At 67.7% G+C, this 22735-nt stretch carries 20 protein-coding genes; 5 read left to right on the top strand and 15 right to left on the bottom strand.

Annotation, left to right across the window (positions count from 1 at the left end; translation table 11 throughout):
- Nucleotide 1: 1 nt before the first annotated feature.
- The 5 genes from der to B6K69_RS00850 form a co-directional block, all read right to left on the bottom strand.
- Complete coding sequence (der, locus tag B6K69_RS00870) at nucleotides 2-1477, bottom strand: ribosome biogenesis GTPase Der (RefSeq protein ID WP_107673062.1); 1476 nt, start codon at nucleotides 1475-1477, stop codon at nucleotides 2-4.
- A 43-nt stretch (nucleotides 1478-1520) separates the two neighbouring features.
- A complete protein-coding gene (locus B6K69_RS00865) occupies nucleotides 1521-2906 on the bottom strand; it encodes an outer membrane protein assembly factor BamB family protein (protein WP_228156778.1) in 1386 nt (461 codons plus the stop codon).
- 50 nt (nucleotides 2907-2956) lie between these two features.
- Nucleotides 2957-3628, bottom strand: a complete 672-nt coding sequence (locus B6K69_RS00860) for a hypothetical protein (RefSeq protein ID WP_108642444.1) — start codon at nucleotides 3626-3628, stop codon at nucleotides 2957-2959.
- Between the two features lie 72 nt (nucleotides 3629-3700).
- A complete protein-coding gene (locus B6K69_RS00855) occupies nucleotides 3701-7057 on the bottom strand; it encodes a caspase family protein (RefSeq protein ID WP_164681852.1) in 3357 nt (1118 codons plus the stop codon).
- 110 nt (nucleotides 7058-7167) lie between these two features.
- Nucleotides 7168-9000, bottom strand: a complete 1833-nt coding sequence (locus tag B6K69_RS00850) for an ABCB family ABC transporter ATP-binding protein/permease (RefSeq protein ID WP_108642442.1) — start codon at nucleotides 8998-9000, stop codon at nucleotides 7168-7170.
- A gap of 84 nt (nucleotides 9001-9084) precedes the next feature.
- Here B6K69_RS00850 and B6K69_RS00845 point away from each other — a divergent pair, with 84 nt between their 5' ends.
- Complete coding sequence (locus tag B6K69_RS00845) at nucleotides 9085-9489, top strand: ArsR/SmtB family transcription factor (RefSeq protein WP_228156777.1); 405 nt, start codon at nucleotides 9085-9087, stop codon at nucleotides 9487-9489.
- On the opposite strand, the gene B6K69_RS00840 is transcribed toward B6K69_RS00845, so the two are convergent.
- Nucleotides 9459-10559 (bottom strand): Ig-like domain-containing protein, encoded by a 1101-nt coding sequence (locus tag B6K69_RS00840; RefSeq protein ID WP_108642441.1) that lies wholly within the window; start codon nucleotides 10557-10559, stop codon nucleotides 9459-9461. The genes B6K69_RS00845 and B6K69_RS00840 overlap by 31 nt on opposite strands.
- A gap of 81 nt (nucleotides 10560-10640) precedes the next feature.
- On the opposite strand from B6K69_RS00840, the gene B6K69_RS00835 reads away from it, so the two are divergent.
- A complete protein-coding gene (locus B6K69_RS00835; protein WP_108642440.1) occupies nucleotides 10641-11192 on the top strand; it encodes an LOG family protein in 552 nt (183 codons plus the stop codon).
- 75 nt (nucleotides 11193-11267) lie between these two features.
- Here the strand turns inward: B6K69_RS00835 and B6K69_RS00830 are convergent, their stop codons facing one another.
- From B6K69_RS00830 to B6K69_RS00805, 6 genes are all read right to left on the bottom strand, one after another.
- The gene (locus B6K69_RS00830; protein ID WP_108642439.1) at nucleotides 11268-11870 is read right to left on the bottom strand and encodes a superoxide dismutase; all 603 of its coding nucleotides are present in this window, start codon (nucleotides 11868-11870) and stop codon (nucleotides 11268-11270) included.
- A gap of 181 nt (nucleotides 11871-12051) precedes the next feature.
- Nucleotides 12052-12468, bottom strand: a complete 417-nt coding sequence (locus B6K69_RS00825; RefSeq protein WP_108642438.1) for a hypothetical protein — start codon at nucleotides 12466-12468, stop codon at nucleotides 12052-12054.
- Nucleotides 12469-12567: 99 nt separating this feature from the next.
- Entirely contained in the window at nucleotides 12568-13119 is a 552-nt protein-coding gene (locus tag B6K69_RS00820) for a sarcosine oxidase subunit gamma (RefSeq protein WP_108642437.1), read from the bottom strand.
- Entirely contained in the window at nucleotides 13112-16123 is a 3012-nt protein-coding gene (locus B6K69_RS00815; protein WP_108644708.1) for a sarcosine oxidase subunit alpha family protein, read from the bottom strand. The genes B6K69_RS00820 and B6K69_RS00815 overlap by 8 nt, the downstream gene beginning before the upstream one ends.
- Complete coding sequence (locus tag B6K69_RS00810; RefSeq protein ID WP_108642436.1) at nucleotides 16120-16443, bottom strand: sarcosine oxidase subunit delta; 324 nt, start codon at nucleotides 16441-16443, stop codon at nucleotides 16120-16122. Before B6K69_RS00810 ends, B6K69_RS00815 begins: the two co-directional genes overlap by 4 nt.
- A 90-nt stretch (nucleotides 16444-16533) precedes the next feature.
- Nucleotides 16534-17781, bottom strand: a complete 1248-nt coding sequence (locus tag B6K69_RS00805) for a sarcosine oxidase subunit beta family protein (RefSeq protein WP_107673051.1) — start codon at nucleotides 17779-17781, stop codon at nucleotides 16534-16536.
- Nucleotides 17782-18036: 255 nt separating this feature from the next.
- Between B6K69_RS00805 and ccmI the strand changes: the two genes are divergently transcribed.
- The 3 genes from ccmI to B6K69_RS00790 are packed head-to-tail and all read left to right on the top strand — an operon-like array spanning nucleotide 18037 to nucleotide 19981.
- Nucleotides 18037-19263 carry a c-type cytochrome biogenesis protein CcmI gene (gene ccmI / locus B6K69_RS00800; RefSeq protein WP_108642435.1) on the top strand — a complete coding sequence of 409 codons (1227 nt, stop codon included), beginning with the start codon at nucleotides 18037-18039 and terminating at the stop codon, nucleotides 19261-19263.
- On the top strand, nucleotides 19260-19745 hold the full coding sequence (ruvX, locus tag B6K69_RS00795; RefSeq protein WP_107673049.1) for a Holliday junction resolvase RuvX: 486 nt from the start codon (nucleotides 19260-19262) through the stop codon (nucleotides 19743-19745). The genes ccmI and ruvX overlap by 4 nt, the downstream gene beginning before the upstream one ends.
- A complete protein-coding gene (locus tag B6K69_RS00790) occupies nucleotides 19742-19981 on the top strand; it encodes a DUF1289 domain-containing protein (protein WP_107673048.1) in 240 nt (79 codons plus the stop codon). Before ruvX ends, B6K69_RS00790 begins: the two co-directional genes overlap by 4 nt.
- Before the next feature lie 87 nt (nucleotides 19982-20068).
- Here B6K69_RS00790 and B6K69_RS00785 read toward each other — a convergent pair whose 3' ends face one another.
- The 3 genes from B6K69_RS00785 to dusA all read right to left on the bottom strand — a co-directional run bounded on the left by B6K69_RS00785 (nucleotide 20069) and on the right by dusA (nucleotide 22662).
- A complete protein-coding gene (locus B6K69_RS00785) occupies nucleotides 20069-20818 on the bottom strand; it encodes a hypothetical protein (RefSeq protein ID WP_228156776.1) in 750 nt (249 codons plus the stop codon).
- The gene (locus B6K69_RS00780; RefSeq protein ID WP_206340551.1) at nucleotides 20815-21630 is read right to left on the bottom strand and encodes a sulfite exporter TauE/SafE family protein; all 816 of its coding nucleotides are present in this window, start codon (nucleotides 21628-21630) and stop codon (nucleotides 20815-20817) included. The genes B6K69_RS00785 and B6K69_RS00780 overlap by 4 nt, the downstream gene beginning before the upstream one ends.
- 81 nt (nucleotides 21631-21711) lie before the next feature.
- Nucleotides 21712-22662 (bottom strand): tRNA dihydrouridine(20/20a) synthase DusA, encoded by a 951-nt coding sequence (gene dusA, locus B6K69_RS00775; protein WP_236939038.1) that lies wholly within the window; start codon nucleotides 22660-22662, stop codon nucleotides 21712-21714.
- Between the last annotated feature and the right edge of the window lie 73 nt (nucleotides 22663-22735).

Raw genomic sequence — 22735 nt, 5'->3', positions numbered from 1 at the left:
GCTACTTCCTGTCAAGCTTGGGTTTGTCGGTATGCTTGCGCAACCGGCTGGGGGTATGGAACTTGCGTTCCTTCCACGGGTTCGCGTCGCCCTGGCTGCGGAAATACAGCCGGATCGGCGTGCCCGGCATGTCGAAATGGTCGCGCAACCCGTTCACCAGATAGCGCTTGTAGCTTTCGGGCAGCTCATCGGGGCGCGAACACTTGATGACAAAGCCCGGCGGCCGGGTCTTGGCCTGGGTGATGTAGCGCAGCTTGATCCGGTGCCCGCCCGGCGCGGGCGGCGGATGCGCCTCGGTCATGGCGCCCAGCCAGGTGTTCAGCCGGTTGGTCGGGATGCGGCGGTTCCAGGTGTCATGCGCCTTGAGAATGGCCTCGTGCAGGCGGTCCATGCCGCGCCCGGTCTTGCCGCTGATGGTAACCAGCGGCGCCCCGCGAAGCTGCGGCAGCAGCCGTTCGAACATCTCTTTCAGATCGGCCAGCTTTTCCTGCCGCTCGGTCTCCAGATCCCATTTGTTCACCGCCACCACCACGGCGCGGCCCTCGGTTTCCGCGAAATCGGCGATGCGCAGATCCTGCGTCTCGAAGGGAATCTCGTTGTCCAGCAGGACAACCACCACCTCGGCAAAGCGCACGGCGCGCAGGCCATCGGCCACCGACAGCTTTTCCAGCTTTTCGGTGATGCGGGCCTTCTTGCGCATCCCCGCCGTATCCCATATCCGCACCGGCGTTCCCATCCAGTCGCTGCGGATGGAAATGGCGTCGCGGGTGATGCCGGCCTCGGGGCCGGTCAACATGCGGTCTTCGCCCAGGATGCGGTTGACCAGCGTGGACTTGCCGGCGTTCGGCCGGCCGATGACGGCAATCTGCAACGGCTTCTTCAGCGTGGGCCGGTGGGCGAATTCGTCCACCTCCAGCTCCGCCTCCTCCTCCGAGATGTCCACCTCGGTCTCGGGCAGGATCTCGGCCTCGCGCGGGGCGAACTCGGCCTCGAAGGGGCGCAGCGCGTGATAAAGGTCGTCCATCCCCTCGCCATGTTCGGCGGACAGGCGGATCGGGTCGCCCAGACCCAGCGACCAGGCCTCCAGCGCGCCGGAATCCCCGGCCTTGCCTTCGGACTTGTTCACCCCCACCAGAACGCGGGCGTTCTTCTTGCGCAGGATGTCGGCAAAGGTCTCGTCGCTGGGGGTCACCCCCACCCGTCCGTCGATCAGGAACAGGCAGACATCGGCCATTTCCACCGCGCGTTCGGTCAGGCGGCGCATCCGGCCCTGCAGGCTGTCGTCGGTGATTTCCTCCAGCCCCGCCGTGTCGATCACGGTGAACCGCAGGTCGAACAGCCGCGCGTCGCCTTCGCGCAGATCGCGCGTGACGCCCGGCTGGTCATCGACCAGCGCCAGCTTGCGGCCGACCAGCCGGTTGAACAGGGTGGACTTGCCCACATTGGGCCGCCCGACGATGGCAAGCGTGAAGCTCATGGGATGCGCCCTTTGAAAGCCGCCCCCTTACACCGTGGCCGCGTCAGCGGAAAGCCAGAAGTTGCCCGCTGCCCGAAACAACGTACAGCGTGCCGCCCGCAACGGCCGGCTGGGTGGCCGCCCCGCCGGGGATTTCGACACTGGAAACCAGTTGGCCATTGGTCGGGCTGAAGCCGCGCAGGATACCGTCGGACGAGGCGACCCAAAGCCGCCCGCCCGCCAGAACCGGCCCGTAATGGGCATAGATGGCCTTGCGCTTCTTCACCTTGTCGGTGTCGAAATAGGGCATCTCGACCGACCAGATGCTGTCGCCGGTGGCCGCATCCAGCCGCACCAGACGCGCCTCGTCATTCACCAGGAAGACCGACCCGCCCGCCACGACCAGCGGACCCATGGCCCCCTCGCCCGCAGACCACAGCGTTTCGCCATTGCCAGCGTCAATCGCCACCGTCCGCCCCGACCCGGTGCCCGCATAAAGCGTGCCACCGACCAGCACACCGTCGCCGGTCACATCGGGCGTGATGGCGAAGGCGCGGCCGATCCGCTTGCCCGCGACCGAAGCCTGCCAGACCCGCGTGCCGCCGCCCACCTTGAGAACCGCCAGCAACTCGCCCGAGGCCTGCGGGAAGATCACCGAACGATCGCCCACAGTGGGGGCCGCGCTGCCCAGATAGCCGGTCTTGCCCGGGGTGCCGAACACCTGCCAGACCACCTTGCCGCTGTCCGCCGAAATCGCCCAGGCGCTGCCGTCGCGGCCCGAGACATAGACCGTGCCATCCTCGACCGCCGGGGCGCCGATCACCGGCGCATCGACGCGCTGGCGCCAGACCACGCCGCCGCTGGCGCTGTCCAGCGCAACAACCTCGCCATAGGCGGTGGTCACGAACAGCCGGTTGCCCGCCGCGGCCAGCCCGCCGCCCGACACCCCGGCGCCGCGGTCGAAGGCCGCCGCAAGGTCAGCCTGCCACAACAGCCCGCCGCCCGTGGACACCGCCGACACGACCGACCCGGCATCCATGGTGAACACACGCCCGCCCGACACGACCGGCGCCGCCGAAATCCGCGACCGCTTGCTGGACCCCTGGCCGATGTTGGCCGCAAAGACCAGCACCGGCGCGGCCGACAGGGCCGCATGGGGGGCGGCATGGCGGGCATTGCCGCCGCGCTGCGCCCAATCGCCATTGACCTGCACCTTCGGCAGCGAAATCGGCTTGCTCACCGAAGCGGGCTGCGATGACGGTGCCCGCGGGGCCGGCTGGCCCTGCACCGGGATGCTGTCCTCCAGCGGCGCGCGGACCGGGAAGCGTTCCCCCGAAAGGATCACCTCACGCGGGGCGCAGCCGGTCAGCACAAGGGCCATCGCGGTTGCCACCAGGGCCGCGGCACGCGCCTTGGGGGCGACGGTGGAGTTCAAGCTGTTCCGACGCATGATCACGCCCGCGCCCCTTCTGTTTTTACTGCCACCCTTGCGGGCCGACTTCAGCCGCCCGCCGGGGCGGCGTTCCCTGCGGCCACGGGCGTTCCGCCCAGGGCCGTCACCACCTGCGCCGCGCGGGCCCGCAGGGCCCCCGACGAATCCTGATCCTGTGCCAGCGTGTTCAGCGCCGCGATGGCCTCATCCGCCTTGCCCTCTTCGATCAGAAGATAGGCCAGTTGTTCGGCCGCCAGCGCCCGATAGGGCCGCCCCGCCGCGGCAATCGCCTCCAGCGCGCTGCGCCGCTCGGCCAGCGGCTGATCGGCCCCCGCCACGGCCACCCGCCGCAGCACCGCCAGATCGCGCCAGACCGGCGGCATCTTGCCGTCCGCGATCACCGCATCCAGCGCCGCCAAGGCGCCCGCCTTGTCTTCCGTGGGGTCCGAGGCCAGGATCAGATCCCGCAGCCGCGCCTGATCGGCGCTGACCGAAAGGCCGGCCAGCGCGGCGCGGCGTTCCTCGGGGCTGCTCATGTCCAGCGCGTCGATCACGCCATCGCCAAAGCCCCGGGCCAAGGATTCGGCCTGCGACTTGCGCCACTCGATCACGCCCGACCCGACGACAACCACCAGGATCAGCACGCCGCCGATCCAGCCATAGCGTTTGTAGACCCGGAACAGACGGTCCCGCCGGACCTCTTCGGTCACTTCATCAATGAAGCTTTCGTTATTGCTCAACGCGGGCCTCTTGTCGTCTTTGACCCTCGTCTTACAGGCAAAGGCCCAAGGTTGCCAAGCCCCGCCCCGCGCTTAGGGCTGGGCCAGCGCATCGCGGTAAGACTGGATGGTTTCCTCATAGCCTTCGGGCAACTGGCCCTGCGCCTGCAAGCCTTCCAGCAGCGCCAGCGCCTCGGCGATCTGCGGCTTGGGGTCGGCCTGATAGCCCGACAGGCGGGCATGTGCGGTGGCCAGGTCGATCACATTCCAGACATTGCCGGTCTCGGCATCGCGGACCCAGGCCAGGATCGCCAGCGCCTGTTCCTCATAGGGGCGGCCAGAGTCCAGCGCGTTCTGGTAGTAATAGCTGTCGGCCAGCTTCTGCAACGCATAGCCCAGCGCCCGCTGGTCAATGACCGACCCCGGCGCCTGCCCGGCCAGCCATTGCCGCAGCGCCACCGCCGCCTCGAAATCGGGGCGGGCGCCGGCATGGTCCTGCAAGGCGGTCTTGGCCTCGCCCGACCGCTCCAGCGCCAGCGCGTAATCATTGGCATAGCCGGTGTTATAGGGGTCGGCCTTGGTCAGCCGATAGCCCACATCCGCCATTGCCCGGAACGCCTCAACCGCCGAGGCCTGGTCATTGACCGCCACGAAGGCATCGCCCAGCCGGTTCGCCGCGACCAGCCTGTCGCGCAGGAAAAGCGGATCGTCGGGCCGCATCGCCAGCAGCCTGTCGGTCACCGCCAGCGACGCCTGCGCCACCGGCACCGCCTCGGGGGCCCGCCCCAGTTTCAGCAGCGCGCTGACCAACTGGTTCTCCGCAATCGTCAGGTCGCGCAGGAAGGCAATGTCCTCGGGCGCCTCGGCCACCAGCGCCTCGGCAATCTGCACCGCCTCGGTCAGCACCCCATGCGCCGCCCCGGGATCGCCCTGCGCGAACTGGATGTCCGAGATGTTCAGCAGCGTCAGCCCCAGATCGCGGCGGTATTGCAGCACCGAAGGATCGGCCGCGCTGATCCGGCGCCGCAGATCCAGCGTCTCGCCTAGCAGCGCCAGCGCCCCGGGGCCATCGGCCTTGGCCCAAAGCGCCAGCGCCGATTTCTCGATCCCATAGGCCAGATCGCTTTGCCGCGGCAGGTTCGACGGGTCCAGCGCCACGATCGACGCCCGCAGATCGCGCGCTTTCTCATAGGATTGCAGCGCGCCGTCGATGTCGCCCTCGCGCTGGTGCAGCTCGCCCACGCGGATATAGGCCACCGACAGATCGCGCGCCCAGCCGCTGTTCGACGGGTCAATGGCATATAGCCGCTCGCGCGTGTCCAGCGCCTGCTGATGCGACATCAGCGCCGACCCCACATCGCCCATCGCGGCGTGAATGTCGCCGATCCGCTCATAGGTCACGGACATATCGCGCTGCCGCATCAGGTTGTTGGGGTCTTTCTGCGCCAGATCCTCGCGGATCTTCAGCGATTCGAAAAAGATCGCCAGCGCCGAATCGTAATCCCCCTCGGCCGACATCATGTCGCCCAGCCGCTCATAGCCGACCGACAGGCTGAAGGCGAAATCCGTGTCGTCGGGAAATTCGTTGGCAAGCTGCTGCGAAATCCGCATCGACACGTCAAAGGCATCGCGGGCGCGGGCATTGTCGCCCAGCGCGGAATAGACATCACCGATGCGTTCCTGCGTGAAGCTCACATCGCGCATGTACAGGATCAGCGTCGGATCGGTCTCCAGCAGCCGCTCCGCAATCGCCAGCGCCTCGGTATAGGCTTCCAGCGCGCCGGGGTAATCGGCCAGCGCATAGCGCACCTCGCCCAGCTTGTTGCGCATCACCTCAAGGTCGCGCATCAGGTCCACGTCGTCGGGGTTGCGGTCGGTTTGCAGCCGGGTCAGTTCCAGCCCGCGCACGATGGCCTCTTCCGCCTCGTGCAGATAGCCCTGCTGTTGCAGCACCGAACCGACCGCGTTCAGCGAAAAGATCACCTCGCGCGTCCAGCCCAGATCCAGCGGATCGGCCTTGGCCTGACTTTGTGCGAATTCAGACCGCGTCATCTGCGCGCCCAGCGCGCCGAAACTGTTGCCGGCAATCATGTAAAGATCGCCCAGATCCTGCAGCGCCAGCAGATAGGCCATCTTGGTTTCACGGTCGGGCAGATCGGCCGACACCTCGGCATAAAGTTCAACCGCCTTGGTCAGGTCGCCAATCGCCAGATCATAGCGCAGGTCGGTGCGCGCGGCATTGGCGTTCAGCAGATGGGTCGAGGCTTCCGACAGCGTGCGGGTCAGATAGTTGTTCTTGATCGCGCCCCGGGCCTGACTGTCGATGCCGGCCGCTTCGGTCAGCAGCGCACGCGCGGCATCCACCGCCCCAAGGCTGAGCTGCTCTTCCGCCTGCGCCCGCAGATCGGCCACCCTTGGGTCATCGCTGGCATATTTCACCAGCTCCGACTGGAAGGCATGGTAGGACCGTGCCGCCTCTTCCAGCATCCGCCGCCGGTCGTCGGGGTTCTGCTTGTCCAGCCCGCCGGAAATCAGCGCGGCATACAGCGGGGCCAGCGGCATGGAATTGGCGGCGGCCACCGTCTCGACCTCGGTCCGCAGGTCCGGGGTCAGCCCGGCCATCGCCATCAGCAACTGGTCGCGTTCGGGCAGATCGCCCTTGTCGGTGATGAACACCAGCTCCGGCAGGCCGCTTTCGATATAGGGAAGCTGCTTGCCGCGCGAGCGGTCATAGACATCCTGCTGCACCAGCGTCAGCGCGGATTTCAGCTCCACCCCCTTGGTGCCGAAATGGCGCAGCAGCGCGCTGGTAAAGGGCGAATTCTTGCCCTCGCCGTCCGAGGCGGTTTCCCCCGGCGCGGCGGCAAAGGCGAACAACACCCCGTCCGACCGCCCGATCCGGCCCAGACCGGGCGTCGGCTTCGGCGCCTCGGGCGGATCGCCCGCCAGCGCCACCGCGCCGCGACTGTCATCCCCGCCCCCGCCAGTGCCGGCAAAAGGGTCATCCCGGCAGGCGTCCAGCAGCATGATCGAGACATCGGCCACATCATGCAGCACCGCCTGCACCTCGGACAGCGGCAACGAGGTTTCCTTCAGCTTGGCGGAAGACGCCGCATCGGCATCGGTGGGCAGCAGGTAATTCACCCCGTCGATGGCCACGCCATGCCCGGCATAGAACACCAGCGCCACATCGGCGCCCTTGGCATCCTCGCGGAAATCCTCCAACGCGCGGCGCATCCGCTTCAGGTCGCGGTCGGTTTCCAGAAACACCTCGAAGCCCAGCCCGTCGAGCAATTCCTCCATCGCGCGGGCATCGCTGACCGGATTGTCCAACTGGCGCAGGTTTCGGTAATCCTCGGCCGCCAGCACCAGCGCCACGCGCCGCTCGGCCAGCGCCGCCGAAGCGAGGCCAAGGAAAAGGCATAAGGCAAGGAAAGCGCGGCGCAGCATCGCGTTAACCCTTCGGTCACTGCGCATAATCTGTCCAGCCCGCGCGGCCCGGTCAAAGGAAAAATGCCGTCACCAAGGGCAGGATGACCTGACCCTCCCCACGCCCCGGTTCAAGCCGCCACGGCCTCTTCCTCGGCCACCTGCTGCGCCCACATCGCGGCATAGCGGCCCCCGCGCGCCACCAGTTCCTCATGCCGGCCACGTTCGATGACCCGGCCTTCCTCCATCACCAGGATCTGATCGGCATCGGCAATGGTCGACAGACGGTGCGCGATCATGATCACGCTGCGCCCCTGCCCCATCTCGTTCAGGCTTTCCTGAATCGATTTCTCGGTCTGGGTGTCCAGCGCACTGGTCGCTTCGTCCAGGATCAGGATCGGCGGGTTCTTCAGCAGGGTGCGCGCGATGCCCACACGCTGCTTTTCACCGCCCGACAGTTTCAGCCCGCGTTCGCCCACCCGGGTTTCATAGCCTTCGGGCAGCGAGATGATGAAATCATGAATGCGCGCGGCACGGGCCGCCGCCACGATCTCGGCCTCGGTCGCACCGTCGCGGCCATAGGCGATGTTGTAGCGGATGGTGTCGTTGAACAGCACCGTATCCTGCGGCACCACGCCGATGGCCGCATGGATCGAGCCTTGGGTCACCTCGCGCAGATCCTGCCCGTCAATGCGGATCGCCCCGCCGGTCACATCGTAGAAGCGGAACATCAGCCGCGCCACGGTGGACTTGCCGCTGCCGGAATGGCCGACCAGCGCCAGCCGTTCGCCGGGCGCCACGCGGAAGGACACGCCCTTCAGGATTTCGCGCGACGGCTCATAGGCAAAGCGCACATCGTCGAACACGATCTCGCCGCCGCTGACCGCCAGCGCCCTGGCGTCCGGCTGGTCCACCACCTCGGCGGGCTGGCCCAGAAGGCCGAACATCTCGCCCATGTCCACCAGCGCCTGCCGGATTTCGCGATAGACCGTGCCAAGAAAGTTCAGCGGCATGGTGATCTGGATCATGTAGGCGTTGACCATGACGAAATCGCCCACGGTCAGAGTGCCCGCCTGCACCCCGCGCGCCGCCATCACCATGACGATGACAAGACCGCTGGTGATCAGGAACGACTGCCCCGCGTTCAGCAAGGCCAGCGACTGCCCGGTTTTCACCGCCGCAACCTCATATCCCTGCATGGCCGCGTCATAGCGGCGTGCCTCGCGGCCCTCGGCGGCAAAGTATTTCACCGTCTCATAGTTCAGCAGGCTGTCGATGGCCTTCTGATTGGCATCGGTGTCCTGATCGTTCATCTGCTGGCGGATCTTCACCCGCCATTCGGTGACCTTCAGCGTGAAGGTCACATAAAGCGCGATGGTGACCATCACCACGACCGCATATTGCCAGCCGAACACCACCGCGAAGATGATCGAGACCATGGACAGTTCCAGGATCAGCGGCCCGATGGAAAACAGCATGAAGCGCAGCAGGAAGTCGACGCCCTTCACCCCCCGCTCGATGATGCGGCTCAGACCGCCCGTCTTGCGGGTGATGTGATAGCGCAGCGACAGCCGGTGAATATGGGTAAAGGTTTCCAGCGCCAGCTTGCGCAGCGCCCGTTGCCCCACCCGCACGAAGACCGCATCGCGCAATTCGCCGAACAGCACCGCCCCCAGCCGCGCCATCCCATAGGCCACCGTCAGCCCCACCGCGCCCAGCGTCATCATCCAGACCGGGTCTTTCCCGCCCTCCGCGCTCAGCGTGTCCACCGTCAGCTTGTAAAGATAGGGCGTGACGATCGACACCAGCTTGGCCGCCATCAGGAACAGCAGCGCCATCACAACGCGGCGCTTCACCCATGTCTCGCCCTCGGGCCAGAGATAGGGCACCACACGGGCCATGGTCTGCCAGCCCGAAGCGGGGCGCGCGGGCTTGTCATCGGTCGGGGGAAGGCTGGGGGGCATCGGGTAATTCGTCCTGTTCGCGACGGCGGTTGATTTTGCAGCCATCGCCGGGTATCAACGTTTCAAGACTTCATGAATAGTTGAATGATGGAACAGAGTAAAGCCCTTGCCGCCCTGTCCGCGCTGGCCCATGGCGACCGGCTCGACCTGATCCGCCTGCTGGTGCAGACGGGCGACGGCGGCCTGCCCGCGGGCGAAATCGCGCGGACGCTGGGGCTCTCGGCCTCGCGGCTGTCGTTCCACCTGTCCGCGCTGGAACAGGCCGGGCTGCTGCGGTCGCAGAAGGTGGCGCGCAACGTGATCTATGCCGTCGATGCCGCCGGGCTTGGCGCCATCATCGCCTATCTCCTGAACGATTGCTGCATGGAACACCCCGAGGTGGTGGCCTGTTGCCGCCACGACCGGCCCGACATCCCGGCCGAGGCACGGCTGCGCCGGCCCTTCCGCCTGCCCGAAGGTCAGGGCGCCGAGGGCAGCACGAAGACCTGACCGGGATAGATCAGGTCCGGGTCGCGGATGCGGTCGCGGTTGGCCTCGAACACCTGCACATAAAGCACGCCATCGCCCCATTGGCCCTTGGCAATGGCCCAAAGCGTATTGCCCGGCTGCACCGTCACGCTGACGGGCGGCGGCGGGTCGCCTGCGGCGGGCGCCGCTTCGGTCCCGTCCACCGGGGCCAGCGCGGGGGTTGCCCGCGCGCTTTCGGCCAGCGCCTCGGGCGTTTCGCGGCGGAACGGGGTTTCAAACCGGGCCGCCACCTTGCCCGTCGCATCGGTCAGGTCGGCGCGCAGCGTGTAAAGCCCCGGCGCGATGCCGGTCAGCCCCGCCAGCCAGCGCCCGCCCGCTGGCACCGTGACCTCGGCCTTCAGGGCATTGTCCAGGTAAAGCCGCACCTGCCGGCCCGCCTGCCCCGCCCCACCGATCTGCACCACATCGCCGGGCACATAGGCGATGGTTTCCACCGTCACCCCCGTCGCAGGCGCCGTGCCCGGGTCCGGCGGCAACAGGGTTGCCCCCTCGGACGACACAAGCAGCGCCGGCGGCGCTTCGGTCGCCGCAGTCTCAGACGGCCCGGCAATCGGCCCCAGCGCCACCATCTGCGTCGCCGGCACCTCGCGCCCGTCGGGATGCACCTCGACCAGCGTCAGCAGCGACGGCGCAGGTGTCGCGGGCAAGGTGGTCAGCAGGGCGAATTCGCCGGAAGCCCCGGCCGTGCCGCTGGCCACCATCACCCCGTCCAGCGTGACCCGCACCTCGGCCCCCGGCGTGGCGGTGCCGGCAATGGTGGCCGTCCCGTCCGGCACCACCCGCCAGACGCCGATCGCCGGCCCACTGGCCACCGGCCCCTCCGGCCCCGCCTCAAGTGACGCCGCCAGCGGCAGCGCGGGTGACGCGGCCGGGGTCGCGGCATCGGCGACCGGCGCCACGGCTTCCGCCTGCGGCGCCCGGTTGTCGCGCCAGCTCAGGCCCCAGTAGGTGGCCACCAGCACCGCCGCCAGCGCAGCCCCCGTCGCCATGCCGGCCGCGAAACTTGCGCCATAGCTTGCCCGACCCGCCATTCCGTCCCACTCCGGCTTCCCCTTGCAAGGAAACCCCGATACTACCCTGAAAGGCAATCCCTTTCCCGAAGGCCGCCCCTCATGCCCATCCATTCGATCTGTGTTTTCTGCGGCGCCCGCCCGGGCCGCAACCCCGCCCATGCCGAAGCCGCCCGCGACACCGGCCACATGCTGGCCCGCAACGACTGGCGGCTGGTCTATGGCGCCGGCGATGTCGGCCTGATGGGCGAAGTGGCCCGCAGCGCCCAGACCGCCGGCGCCGCCACCTTCGGCGTGATCCCCACCCACCTGATCCGGGCCGAGGTCGGCAAGCGCGATCTGACCCGCTTTGTCGTCACCGAGGACATGCACGAACGCAAGAAGGTGATGTTCATGAACTCGGACGCCGTGGTGGTGCTGCCCGGCGGGGCCGGCAGTCTGGATGAATTCTTTGAAGTGCTGACCTGGGCGCAGATCGGCCTGCACCGCAAGCCGATCTTCCTGCTGGATCAGGACGGCTACTGGAAACCGCTGAACGCCCTGATCAGCCATATCGTGGCCGAAGGCTTCGCCGACCCGTCGGTGACAGCACTTTACACCACCGTGCCGGATGTCCCGGCACTGGAATCGGCGCTGAAGGCGGCCTTCGCCTGATCCGCCCACAGCGCAAGCAAAAGGCCCGCCGGAACTGCATCCGGCGGGCCTTTGCATGGCTGGGTTGTGCCGGCCTTACAGCTTGGCGGCAACCGCTTCCCAGTTGACCAGCTTCTCAAGGAAGTTGGTCAGATAGGCCGGGCGCTTGTTGCGGAAGTCGATGTAGTAGGAATGTTCCCACACATCGCAGCCCAGCAGCGCGGTCTGGCCAAAGCACAGCGGGTTCACGCCGTTCTCGGTCTTGGTCACCTTCAGCGACCCGTCCTTGTCCTTCACCAGCCAGGCCCAGCCCGAACCGAACTGGCCCGCCCCAGCGGCGGCGAAATCTTCCTTGAACTTGGCAACCGAACCGAAATTTTCCGCAAGCGCCAGCTCCAGCTCGCCCGGCATCTTCTTGTTTTCGCCCGGCCCCATCACTTCCCAGAACAGCGTATGGTTCCAGTGCTGCGACGCGTTGTTGAACAGGCCGCTCTGCGCCACCGCACCGGCCTGATAGGTGTCGGTGATGATGTCTTCCAGGCTCATCGCCTCATATTCCGACGCGATCAACAGCTTGTTGCCGTTGTCGACATAGGCCTTGTGGTGAATGTCGTGGTGGTATTCCAGCGTTTCCTTCGACATGCCAAGCGACGCCAGAGCATCATGGGCATAGGGCAGATCAGGCAGCGTGAAAGCCATAGGTGAGTCTCCTGTTCGGAAATTGCGCTTGTCCTGAATAAGGGACCGGATCGGTGGAAGGTCAAGGCTTGACGCCCGGAAACCCGAGTCTTTCTCTGGGTCGCATCGCAGGGCCGGGGCGGCTGCCCTAGCGCGGCAAGAACCGCGCCGCCTTGCCCGGGCAGAAACAGCCCGTCGCCGTTCAGCTTTTCATAACCTCGCAGGTGCCCTGCGACTGCATGGTCCTGCTGTAGCCATGCACCAACGCCCGCACCTGGGCGGTCTTCTTCGATTTGAACACCGAAAGCGAGTAGGTCAGAAGATACCCGCCCCCCCGTTCCGCCGGCAGCTTGATCTGCCAGGACAGGCTCAGCCGTTCCGCTGTTTCTGCCTTGACCGGCACCGTGATCGGCTTGCCGAATTTGTACATGATCCCGTTGTCATTCACCGTGGCCTCGGCTGCACCCGGCTTGTGGGACACGATCACGGTATTCGGGATCCAGCCCCGGTTCACCCTCTGGTCCTCGATCTTGCATTTATAGACCACATCCGCCGATGCGGCACCGGCCACCTGCGCCGCAAAAACCAACCCCAAGACACTGCCCTTGATGAAATTCATGATTCAACCCCTGAGACATGTGCTCAGGTGTCAAGGGCAAGCCGATTCCTGTCAATACGGCTGTAAGCAGGCGGGCCGGACCGGCCCGCCGCCCGCGGATCAGGCCAGTTCAGATCCGGGCTGCGCCGAATGGGTCAGGACACCCATCACATAGCCCGCGACCGAGCGGAACACGACCAGCGTATAGCCGCCCTCGCCCGCCCAGAAGGCGCCGGCAACCTGCGCGATCCGGCTGCGCCGCAATTCGCCCGGTGCCATCGCGTCCAGATCGGCCGGCGCCAGCTTGCGCAGCACCTGATCGGCCTTGTCGCCCTCGATGCGGAACACCGCACGGGCGTCGGACACGTCCACCGCCAGGAAATGCTGGCCCTTGAGCGCGGCCTCGATCCCGGCCAGCGCCCGGCCCACCTCGGCATGGGGCAGGATCAGCAGATATTCGTCCGGGCTCATCCAGCCGCAGCCGCGATCCTTGGCCCAATCCATCTGCCGCCGCGCCGGCAGCCCGGTTCCAACCGCAGCGCGCACCGCCGCCTCAAGCCCCGGCACATCGGGCTTGGCCCGCAGCGTGATCATGCCCAGCGGCCCGATCTCGCGCACGGTCGCAAAGCCCTCGAACACCGCGCCCCCCAGGGCGGACACCGGCTCAGCCATTCTGCTTCTCCCCGTTCGGGTCCAGGAACACCGGGTTCACCACCCGCGCCGCCACCGTGCCGCCCGCCATCGTGTTGAACTCGACCACCTCGCCCATCCGCTGCGGCCCATGGCGCAACAGCCCCATGGCAATGCCCTTCTGCAGCGTCGGCGAATGATAGGTCGAGGTGACGCGGCCCTGCGCCTTGCGGAAGCCGTATTCGTTCGTCCCCTCGTCCAGCACATAGGCGCCATCGGGGATGACCGATCCGTCCAGCGTCTCGAAACCGACCAGCTTCCAGCGGTCGGGACTGGCCAGATAGGTCCGCTCCTGCCCGCGCTTGCCCAGGAAATCGGCCTTCTTCTTGGAAATCGCCCAGTCCAGCCCCAGATCCTGCGGGATCACCGTGCCATCCGTTTCGTCGCCGATCATGATAAAGCCCTTCTCGGCCCGCATGATGTGCATCGCCTCGGTGCCATAGGGCATCACGCCGAACTCGGCCCCCGCCTCGACCAGCTTTTCCCACAGCGCCAGACCATGGCCGGCCGGCGCCGCGATTTCATAGGACAATTCGCCCGAGAAGCTGATCCGGTGCACCCGCGCCGGGATGCCCGCCAGCTCGCCCTCGGCAAAGGTCATGAAGGGCATCGTCTCTTTCGAGACATCCATTCCCCCCAGCTTTTCCAGAACCAGCCGCGCCTTGGGACCGGCCACCGCGATCTGGGCATATTGCTCGGTCACGTTGGCGGTGTAGACCTTCCAGTCCCACCACTCGCATTGCAGCCAGTCTTCCATCCAGCCATGGATGCGATCCGCGCCGCCGCTGGTGGTGTGGCACAGCCAGGTATCCTCGGCCAGACGCACCACCACGCCGTCATCCGACAGGAAGCCCTGCTCGTTGCACATCAGCCCATAGCGGCACTTGCCCACCGGCAGGCTGGACATGACGTTGGTATAGAGCATGTCCAGGAAACGGCCCGCATCCGGCCCGCGCACGATGATCTTGCCCAGCGTCGAGGCATCCAGCAGCCCCACATTGGCGCGGGTGTTCAGGATTTCCCGGTTCACCGCCTGTTCATGCGTCTCGCCGGCGCGCGGATAGCAATAGGGCCGCCGCCACAGGCCGACGGGTTCCAGATAGGCCCCCTGCGCCTCGTGCCAGCCCTGCATGGGCGTGCGGCGCAGCGGCTGGAAGATCTCGCCCCGCGCCTCGCCCACCAGCGCGCCGATGGTGACCGGCGTATAGGGCGGGCGGAAGGTGGTGGTGCCGACGGCGGGAATGTCTTCATTCAACGCATCCGCAAGGATCGCCAGACCGTTGATGTTGCTCAGTTTTCCCTGATCCGTCGCCATGCCAAGCGTGGTGTAGCGCTTGGTGTGTTCAACCGACTGATAGCCCTCGCGCGCCGCAAGCTGCACGTCCGAGACCTTCACGTCATTCTGGAAATCCAGCCACATCTTCATGCGCAGGCTGGCCTTGGCGCCCTGCGGCATCATCCAGACCGGCTCGATCATGGCTTCTTCCACGGCCTCGGCCTTGCCGATCGGCGTCGTCCTGGCCTTCAGGTCCAGCGACTTCACCGCCGCCACCCCGGCCTCGGCCGCATCGGCCAGCGCCTCGGCCCCGGTCAGCGCCCCGTTGGCCGCCCCGGCCGCGATCACCAGCGCGCTGCCGTCCTGCGTCAGCGGCGGGCGGGCCGCATCGGGGCGGAACATCGCCCGCGCACGGTCCCAGGTCAGCTTGCCGCCGCAATGGCTCCACAGATGCACCACCGGCGACCAGCCGCCCGACATGGCGACGGCATCGCAGGCAATCTCTTCCAGCACGGCGCCCTCGCCCGCCATCAGGCCCAGCGCCACGCCGGTCACCCGCTTGCCGCCCTTGACCTTGACGATGGCCCGCCCGGCTTCCACCCGGATGCCCATCGCGCGCGCCTTCTGCGGCAGCGCGCCATTGGCCTGCGGCCGGGCATCCACGATCACCGGCACCTCAAGCCCCGCCTCCTTCAGCGCAATCGCGGTGCGGTAGGCATCATCGTTGTTGGTGACAACAACCGTGCGGTCGCCGGGCGAAACCGCCCAGTTCCCCACATAATCCCGCACCGCCGAGGCCAGCATCACCCCGGGAATGTCATTGCCGGCAAAGGCCAGCGGACGTTCCAGCGCGCCGGTCGCCGACAGGACGCGCGTCGCGCGGATGCGCCACAGCCGCTTGCGCGGACGGCCATCGCCGGGCGTATGGTCGGCCACCCGCTCTTCGGCCAGCACATAGCCATGGTCATAGACCCCGGCCACCATGCAGCGGGTCTTGAGCGTGACGTTCTCCATCTTGCCAAGGGCATCCAGCGTGGCCCTGATCCACTCTTCCGCCGGCTTGCCGTCGATCACATCGCCATCGACCGGCGCCCGGCCGCCCCAATGCGCGGTCTGTTCCAGCAGCATGACCCGCGCCCCCGCGGCGCCGGCAATCAACGCGGCCTGAAGGCCGGCGATCCCGCCGCCCGCGACCAGCAGGTCGCAATGGGCATAGACCTGTTCATAACGGTCGGCATCCGGTTCGGCCGGCGCCTTCCCCAACCCCGCCGAGCGGCGGATGATCGGCTCGAACAGGTGTTTCCACGCCGGGCGCGGATGGATGAAGGTCTTGTAATAGAACCCCGCCGGCAGGAAGCGCGCGGCAAGGTTGTTCACCGCGCCGATGTCATAATCGAGGCTGGGCCAATGGTTCTGGCTGGCCGCGACAAGTCCGTCGAAGGCCTCGGTCGTGGTGGTGCGCTGGTTCGGTTCGGCCCGCGCGCCGGTGCCCAGGTTGACCAGCGCGTTCGGTTCCTCCGCCCCGCTGGCAACAATGCCGCGCGGGCGGTGATACTTGAAACTGCGCCCGACCAGCATCTGGTCATTGGCCAGCAGCGCCGCCGACAGCGTGTCGCCGCGATAGCCGCGCAGACGCTTGCCGTTGAAGCTGATCTCGATGGCATGGGCACGGTCGATCAGGCGCCCGCCCTTGGAAAGCCGCGTGCTCATTTCCAGCCCTTCCACTCCGGCCGCTTGGCCTTGATCTTGTTCACAAGGTCGGCCGGCGGTTCCGACGATTGCGCCGGATAGGTGCCGAAGACCTCAAGCGTGGCGGTGCAGCGCGCGGCCAGGAACCACTTGCCGCAGCCATAGGCATGGCGCCAGCGTTCGAAATGCACGCCCTTGGGGTTCTTGCGGGCGAACATGTAGGCCTCGAAATCCTCGGGGCTGGACCCCGGCCCGAAGCGCTTGAGATGCGCCTCGCCCCCGGGCTGCAACTCGGTCTCCTCGGCCTTCACGCCGCAGTAGGGACATTCAAGGATGAGCATGGAAGCGCTCCGTTTCCGCGGTCGAACCGCAAAAGTTTTCGAAAACTTTTGCAAATTCCTTCGAAGGAATTTGCTGCCTGCACGCGGGTCTCAATGCGCCACCCCGGCCGCGACCGATTCATCAATGAACCGGCCCTCCTTGAAGCGCCACATGTCGAACTCCGCCGCCAGCGGGCCGGGTTCGCCCTTGGCCACCAGCTCGGCCATCGCCCAGCCTGACCCCGGAATAGCCTTGAAGCCCCCCGTCCCCCAGCCGCAGTTGATGAAGCAGTTGCCCAGCGGCGTTTTCGAGATGATCGGGCTGCGGTCGCCCGTCATGTCGACGATCCCGCCCCATTGCCGCAGCATCTTGACCCGGCTGATGATCGGGAAGGTCTCGATCAGCGCGCGCAGGGTTTCCTCGATATGCTGGAAACTGCCCCGCTGGGTATAGTTGTTGAACCCGTCGGTGCCGCCGCCGATCACCAGCTCACCCTTGTCGGATTGCGAGATATAGCCATGCACCGTGTTGGCCATGACCACCACGTCGATGCAGGGCTTGATCGGCTCGCTAACCAGCGCCTGCAAGGCCATGGATTCGATCGGCAGCCGGAAGCCGGCCATTTCGGCCAGCACCCCGGAATGGCCCGCCACCACGATCCCCAGCTTCTTGCACGAAATCGCGCCGCGCGTGGTTTCAACCCCGGTCACCATGCCGTTTTCCGACCGGATGGCGGTGACCTCGCAATTCTGGATCACATCCATGCCCATGTCGGAACAGGCACGCGCATAGCCCCAGTTCACCGCGTCATGCCGCGCCGTGCCGCCGCGCGCCTGATATTGCGCGCCCAGCACCGGATAGCGCGGCCCGTCGATGTTGATGATCGGGACCAGCTTCTTCACCTCTTGCGGGCTGATCCATTCGGTCGCAACGCCCTGCAGGCGATTGGCATGGACCGTGCGCTTGTAGCCGCGCGCCTCGTGGTGGGTCTGTGCCAGCATCAGCAGGCCGCGCGGGCTGAACATCACGTTGTAGTTCAGGTCCTGGCTCATCGTCTCATACAGGCTGCGCGCCTTTTCAAAGATCGCGCTTGAGGAATCCTGCAAGTAGTTCGAGCGGATGATCGTGGTGTTCCGCCCCGAGTTGCCGCCCCCCAGCCAGCCCTTTTCCAGAATCGCGACATTGGTGATGCCGTGGTTCTTGCCCAGGTAATAGGCGGTGGCCAGACCGTGACCGCCGGCCCCGATGATGATGGCATCATAGGCGGGCTTGGGGTCCGGGCTGCGCCAGGCCCTTTCCCAGCCGGTGTGATAGCGCAGCGCCTCACGCGCGATGGCAAAGACCGAATAGCGTTTCATGCAAGCCTACTCCGCACGGGGCATGGGACAGGGCAGCAAAGGGGCACAGGCCGCCGCTTCGCCGCCCCCTGTCTGGAACGCGACCGACTTACACCCCCGCCTCCCCGCGGCACAATCGGGAAAAAAGCGACATGGGCGATCAAGGCTGCGCGATCCGCGCCCCCGCGCAGGCCCTTGCGGCGATTGGGGGCTTTTGCCGGGGGGGCCAAGCCGCTACATCGGGCATGTCGGAAACGGGCCGGGGATGGCAGGGCAATGGATGTGTTGGGCTTCTGGACGATCGCGGGCGCCCTCACGCTGGGGGTGATGCTGCTTCTGCTGCTCAGCCTGCGCCGCGCGGGCGCCGAGGCGGAACCCGCCGCCCGCCGCGACATCGCGGTCTATCGCGACCAGTTGGCGGAAGTGGACCGTGACCTTGCCCGCGGCACCCTGCCCCCCGCCGAGGCCGACCGGCTGAAGACGGAAATCGCCCGCCGCCTGCTGGCGGCCGACCGCGCCCTGACCGCCGCCGGTCCGGTGGCGGCCACCGCCTCGCGCACCCCGCTCCTGCTGGCCGGGGCGCTGGTGCTGGCCGCCGGCGGCGGCGCGCTGGCGATCTACAGCCAGACCGGCGTGCCCTGGTATCCCGACCTGCCGCTGGACCGCCGCCTTGCCGAAGCAGATCACCTGATGGCCTCGCGCCCCTCGCAGGCGCAGGCCGTGGCCGACCTGCCGCCCGCCAAGGCACCCGAGGTTTCGCCCGATTATGCCGCGCTGATGGACAAGCTGCGCGCCAGCGTCGACCCCGCCACCGCGACCGACCCGCGGGGGCTGGAACTGCTGTCCCGAAACGAGGCCGCGCTTGGCAATTTCGCTGCCGCCGAAACCGCACAGCGCCGCCTGATTGCGGTCAAGGGCGCCACGGCCACCGCCGAGGATCACGCGGGTCTGGCCGAAATCCTGATCCGCTGGGCCGGCGGCTATGTCAGCCCCGAAGCCGAGGCGGCGCTGGTCAAGGCGCTGGAACTGGACCCGCAGAACGGCACCGCGCGCTATTTCTCGGGGCTGATGTTCGCCCAGAGCGGCCGCTACGACCACGCCTTCCAGCTTTGGCAGCCGCTCTATGAAAGCAGCCCCCCCGATGCGCCCTGGATGCAGCCGCTGGCCACCCAACTGCCCGACGCCGCCCGTCTGGCCGGCATCCGCTACGACATGCCGGCGCTGAAAGGCCCCTCGGCCGGCGACATGGCCGCCGCCGCCGACATGACACCGGAAGACCGCCAGGCGATGATCGAGGGCATGGTGGACCAGCTTTCCAACCGGCTGGCCACCGAAGGCGGCAGCGCGCAGGAATGGGCGCAACTGATCACCGCGCTGGGGGTGCTGGGCCGCAAGGACCAGGCGCAGGAAATCTATGCCGAGGCCAAGCAGCGCTTCGCCTCGCAGCCCGACGCGCTGGCCAGCCTTGCCGATGTCGCCACCGCCGCAGGACTTGCCCCGTGATCGTGGCCGACCTTGCCGCGCTGCACGCCCTGCTGCCCGCCTCGGGCGCGCTGGCCGGGCTTGACCTGGGCGAAAAGACCATCGGCGTCGCGATCTCGGACCTGCGCCGGTCGGTCGCCACGCCCGCCACGGTGATCCGCCGCGTCAAGTTCACCGTGGATGCCGCCGCCCTGCTGGCGCTTCTGGCCGAGCGCGGGGTGCGCGGCCTGGTGCTGGGCCTGCCCTTGAACATGGACGGCAGCGAAGGCCCGCGCGTGCAATCGACCCGCGCCTTCGCCCGCAATCTGGAACGGCTGTGCGACCTGCCGATGACCTTCTGGGATGAACGGCTGTCCACCGTGGCCGCCGAAAGGGCGCTGCTTGAGGCGGATGCGTCGCGAAAGCGTCGCAAAGAGGTGATCGACGCCGTGGCCGCCGGGTATATCCTGCAAGGCGCGCTGGACCGGCTGGCGCATATGGGCCAGGATCGGAGCGACCCGTGAAGGATGACCTCTGGAAGCGTGACGAGATCCAGTCGCCCTGCATCAAGCTCTGTGTCGTGCACCCCGAGGAACGCATCTGCGTCGGCTGCTACCGCACGATCGAGGAAATCTCGGGCTGGTCGCGGATGACACATGAAGCCCGGGCAGAGCTGATGGCAGACCTGCCCGCCCGCGCCGGACGCCTGCACAAGCGCCGCGGTGGCCGCATGGCCCGGCTGGACCGCGCCGAAAGCTGAGAACGGTCGGCGGAGAGCGGCGCCCGCGGGGGCGCTGCCCCCGCACCCCCGGGGTATTTGGACCAAGATGAAGGGGGCTGCCTGCGGTCAGGGCTCTGTCAGCCACGCGGCGACGCTGGGCAGCAGCGGGCGGAAATAGGCGGTGATCCGGCCTTCCGCAGGGGCGGCGGCCCCTTCGGCCCAGGGGGCGACGCCGTGAACGATCAGCCGGTGCAGCAGCAGCGCCTCGCCCGGACGGGCGGGCAGTTCCACCCTGCGGCAGACACGAAACACCTCGGCCCGGGCTGCCTTGTAGGCGGCGGTCACATCGACCTGATCCCAGAGGTCCGGGTCGGTTCCGGCAAAGGCCCGGCGCAGACCATCCCGCATCACCTCGGCGCTGCCCTCCCAGACCACAAGCGGCGCCGCCCCCGCCCCACAGTCGGTCAGCGGCAGGCCCAGAATCCAGGCGTGCGGCTCTTTCACCATGCGTTGCCGGTCCTGGCCCACGGCCAGCAGCCCGTCCAGATGGGCGGCGTCGCGGCGCTGGCGGAAACCGAAGGCCGCCGCCCCTTCGTCGGGCGAGGGCTGCGGATAGCCGGGCACCACGGTGGAAAGCTGGCCGCGATGCAGGGGCTGCGGCGCAAGCGGCAGCGCGGACCAGGGGAAGCCCACCCCGCCCATGCCGCCATCCGGGCCGTTCGGCAGGGCATCCACGCCCACGAACCAGGTGCCGCCGCAGCGCCAGGGTTCAGGGCTGGCGGCAATGGCAGCACGGGCCGGCGGCAAGGCAGCCGCGGCCCAGGCGGCGATGGCCGGGTCCGGCCCGATCCGGCGCCAGCCCGGGTCCGCCGTCACCAGATCACCTTGCGCAGCATGTTCAGCGCCACCAGCGTCAGGAACACGGCAAAGGCGCGTTTCAGCGGCTTGGGGTTCATCGCATGGGCCAGACGCACCCCCAGCGGCGTGGTCAGCAGCGTGGTGCCGATCACCACAAGGAAGGCCGGCAGGTTGATCGCGCCGATGGTCCAGGGCGGCGCCTCGGCGATCCTGACGAACAGGAAGCCCAGCACCGCCGGCACCGCGATCAGCACCCCGAAGCCCGAAGCGGTGCCGACCGCGCGGTGGATCGGCACGCCGAACAGCGTCATCAGCGGCACCCCGAAGGTGCCGCCGCCAATGCCCATCAGGGCCGAAAAGAACCCGGTGGCCGTGGCCAGAAGCCCGCGCACGGGTTCCCCCGGCATCGCATCGCCCAGCCTTGCGCTGTCGCGGCCGAAGGCCATCCACAGCCCGGCCAGCCCGGCCAGGATGCCGAACACCGCCTGCAGCACCGTTGACGGCACCCGCGCGGCGATGAACACGCCGACCGCCGCCCCGCCCACCAGCCACGGCCCCCAGGTGCGCAGCACCGCCCAGTCGACCGCGCCCTTGCGGTTGTGCGATGTGGTCGAGCGGATCGAGGTAACGACGATGGTCGCCAGCGAGGTGGCAACACAGACCTGCATCACCTGATCGCCCCCATAGCCCAGCACATGAAAGGCGTAAAAGAAGGCGGGCACCAGCACGATGCCGCCGCCAACCCCCAGAAGCCCCCCCACCACGCCGGCAAAGCCGCCGATCACGATCAGTGCCAGCAGCAGCGGAATCAGCGTGGACATCTCTGGAATGGGCATGGGCGGTTCCTTCGCGGCATCTTCCCCCCTGTCTATCCCCGCCGGGGCGCAGGGCGCCAGCCGGGAAACGACAGGTCAGGCCGCCAGTGTCGGCGCCGTGATCCGCTCCAGCGCGGCCAGCAGCACCTCGGGGCCGGCGCCTTCGCGCACGCCTTCCACCGACAGCACCTGCCGCCAGCCCTTGGCGCCGGGGCGGCCATGGAACAGGCCCAGCATGTGCCGGGTGATCTGGTGCAGCCGCCCGCCCCCGGCCAGATGCGCCTCGACATAGGGCAGCATGGCGCGCACCACGGCCACCGGATCGGGGGCGAAGTCTTCACCCCACAGCGCATCGGCGCCGATCAGCACCTGCCCCGGTTCCTGATAGGCCGCGCGGCCGATCATCACCCCGTCCAGCCCCTGCGCCAGCAGGCCGCGCGCCTGATCCAGCGTGGTGACGCCGCCGTTCAGGCAGATCGTCAGCTCGGGGAAGCGGGCCTTCATCCGCAGCACAAGGTCATAGTCCAGCGGCGGAATATCGCGGTTTTCCTTGGGCGACAGGCCCTGCAGCCAGGCCTTGCGCGCATGAACCACGAAATGCCGCACGCCCGCCGCCGCCACGGTTTCCAGGAAGCGCGGCAGCACCTCCTCGGGGGTCTGGTCATCCACCCCGATCCGGCATTTCACCGTCACCGGCACCGGGCTTTCCGCCGCCATCGCGGCCACGCACTCGGCCACCAGCGCCGGGCGCTCCATCAGCACCGCGCCGAAACAGCCCGACTGCACCCGGTCCGAGGGGCAGCCGCAGTTCAGGTTGATCTCGTCATAACCCCAGTCGCGCGCGATCCGCACCGCCGCCGCCAGCTCCGCCGGGTCCGACCCGCCCAGTTGCAGCGCGACGGGGTGTTCCTCGGCGCTGAAATCCAGCAGCCGCGCCTTCGGCCCGTGCACGATGGCGGGCGCCGTCACCATTTCGGTATACAGCATCGCCCGCCGCGTCATCAGCCGGTGGAAATAGCGGCAATGCCGGTCGGTCCAGTCCATCATCGGGGCAACGGAAAGCCGCTCCGCGCCGAACTGCGGCGCGGCCGGCGGGGTTGCGGCGTGGTCCGTCATCTGG

The organism is Pseudogemmobacter blasticus (genome assembly GCF_003071405.1).
In the GTDB taxonomy this organism is placed as follows: Bacteria; Pseudomonadota; Alphaproteobacteria; order Rhodobacterales; family Rhodobacteraceae; genus Pseudogemmobacter; species Pseudogemmobacter blasticus.
The sequence above is the reverse complement of the archived record's forward strand: the minus strand, read 5'-3'. Positions and strand labels throughout refer to the sequence as shown.

What these genes read in the sequence shown, in the direction of transcription:
- der (WP_107673062.1), bottom strand. Translation starts at nt 1,477, where the DNA reads ATGAGCTTCACGCTTGCCATCGTCGGGCGGCCCAATGTGGGCAAGTCC.
- B6K69_RS00865 (WP_228156778.1), bottom strand. Translation starts at nt 2,906, where the DNA reads ATGCGTCGGAACAGCTTGAACTCCACCGTCGCCCCCAAGGCGCGTGCC.
- B6K69_RS00855 (WP_164681852.1), bottom strand. Translation starts at nt 7,057, where the DNA reads ATGCTGCGCCGCGCTTTCCTTGCCTTATGCCTTTTCCTTGGCCTCGCT.
- B6K69_RS00850 (WP_108642442.1), bottom strand. Translation starts at nt 9,000, where the DNA reads ATGCCCCCCAGCCTTCCCCCGACCGATGACAAGCCCGCGCGCCCCGCT.
- B6K69_RS00845 (WP_228156777.1), top strand. Translation starts at nt 9,085, where the DNA reads ATGATGGAACAGAGTAAAGCCCTTGCCGCCCTGTCCGCGCTGGCCCAT.
- B6K69_RS00840 (WP_108642441.1), bottom strand. Translation starts at nt 10,559, where the DNA reads ATGGCGGGTCGGGCAAGCTATGGCGCAAGTTTCGCGGCCGGCATGGCG.
- B6K69_RS00835 (WP_108642440.1), top strand. Translation starts at nt 10,641, where the DNA reads ATGCCCATCCATTCGATCTGTGTTTTCTGCGGCGCCCGCCCGGGCCGC.
- B6K69_RS00830 (WP_108642439.1), bottom strand. Translation starts at nt 11,870, where the DNA reads ATGGCTTTCACGCTGCCTGATCTGCCCTATGCCCATGATGCTCTGGCG.
- B6K69_RS00825 (WP_108642438.1), bottom strand. Translation starts at nt 12,468, where the DNA reads ATGAATTTCATCAAGGGCAGTGTCTTGGGGTTGGTTTTTGCGGCGCAG.
- B6K69_RS00820 (WP_108642437.1), bottom strand. Translation starts at nt 13,119, where the DNA reads ATGGCTGAGCCGGTGTCCGCCCTGGGGGGCGCGGTGTTCGAGGGCTTT.
- B6K69_RS00815 (WP_108644708.1), bottom strand. Translation starts at nt 16,123, where the DNA reads ATGAGCACGCGGCTTTCCAAGGGCGGGCGCCTGATCGACCGTGCCCAT.
- B6K69_RS00810 (WP_108642436.1), bottom strand. Translation starts at nt 16,443, where the DNA reads ATGCTCATCCTTGAATGTCCCTACTGCGGCGTGAAGGCCGAGGAGACC.
- B6K69_RS00805 (WP_107673051.1), bottom strand. Translation starts at nt 17,781, where the DNA reads ATGAAACGCTATTCGGTCTTTGCCATCGCGCGTGAGGCGCTGCGCTAT.
- ccmI (WP_108642435.1), top strand. Translation starts at nt 18,037, where the DNA reads ATGGATGTGTTGGGCTTCTGGACGATCGCGGGCGCCCTCACGCTGGGG.
- dusA (WP_236939038.1), bottom strand. Translation starts at nt 22,662, where the DNA reads ATGATGGACTGGACCGACCGGCATTGCCGCTATTTCCACCGGCTGATG.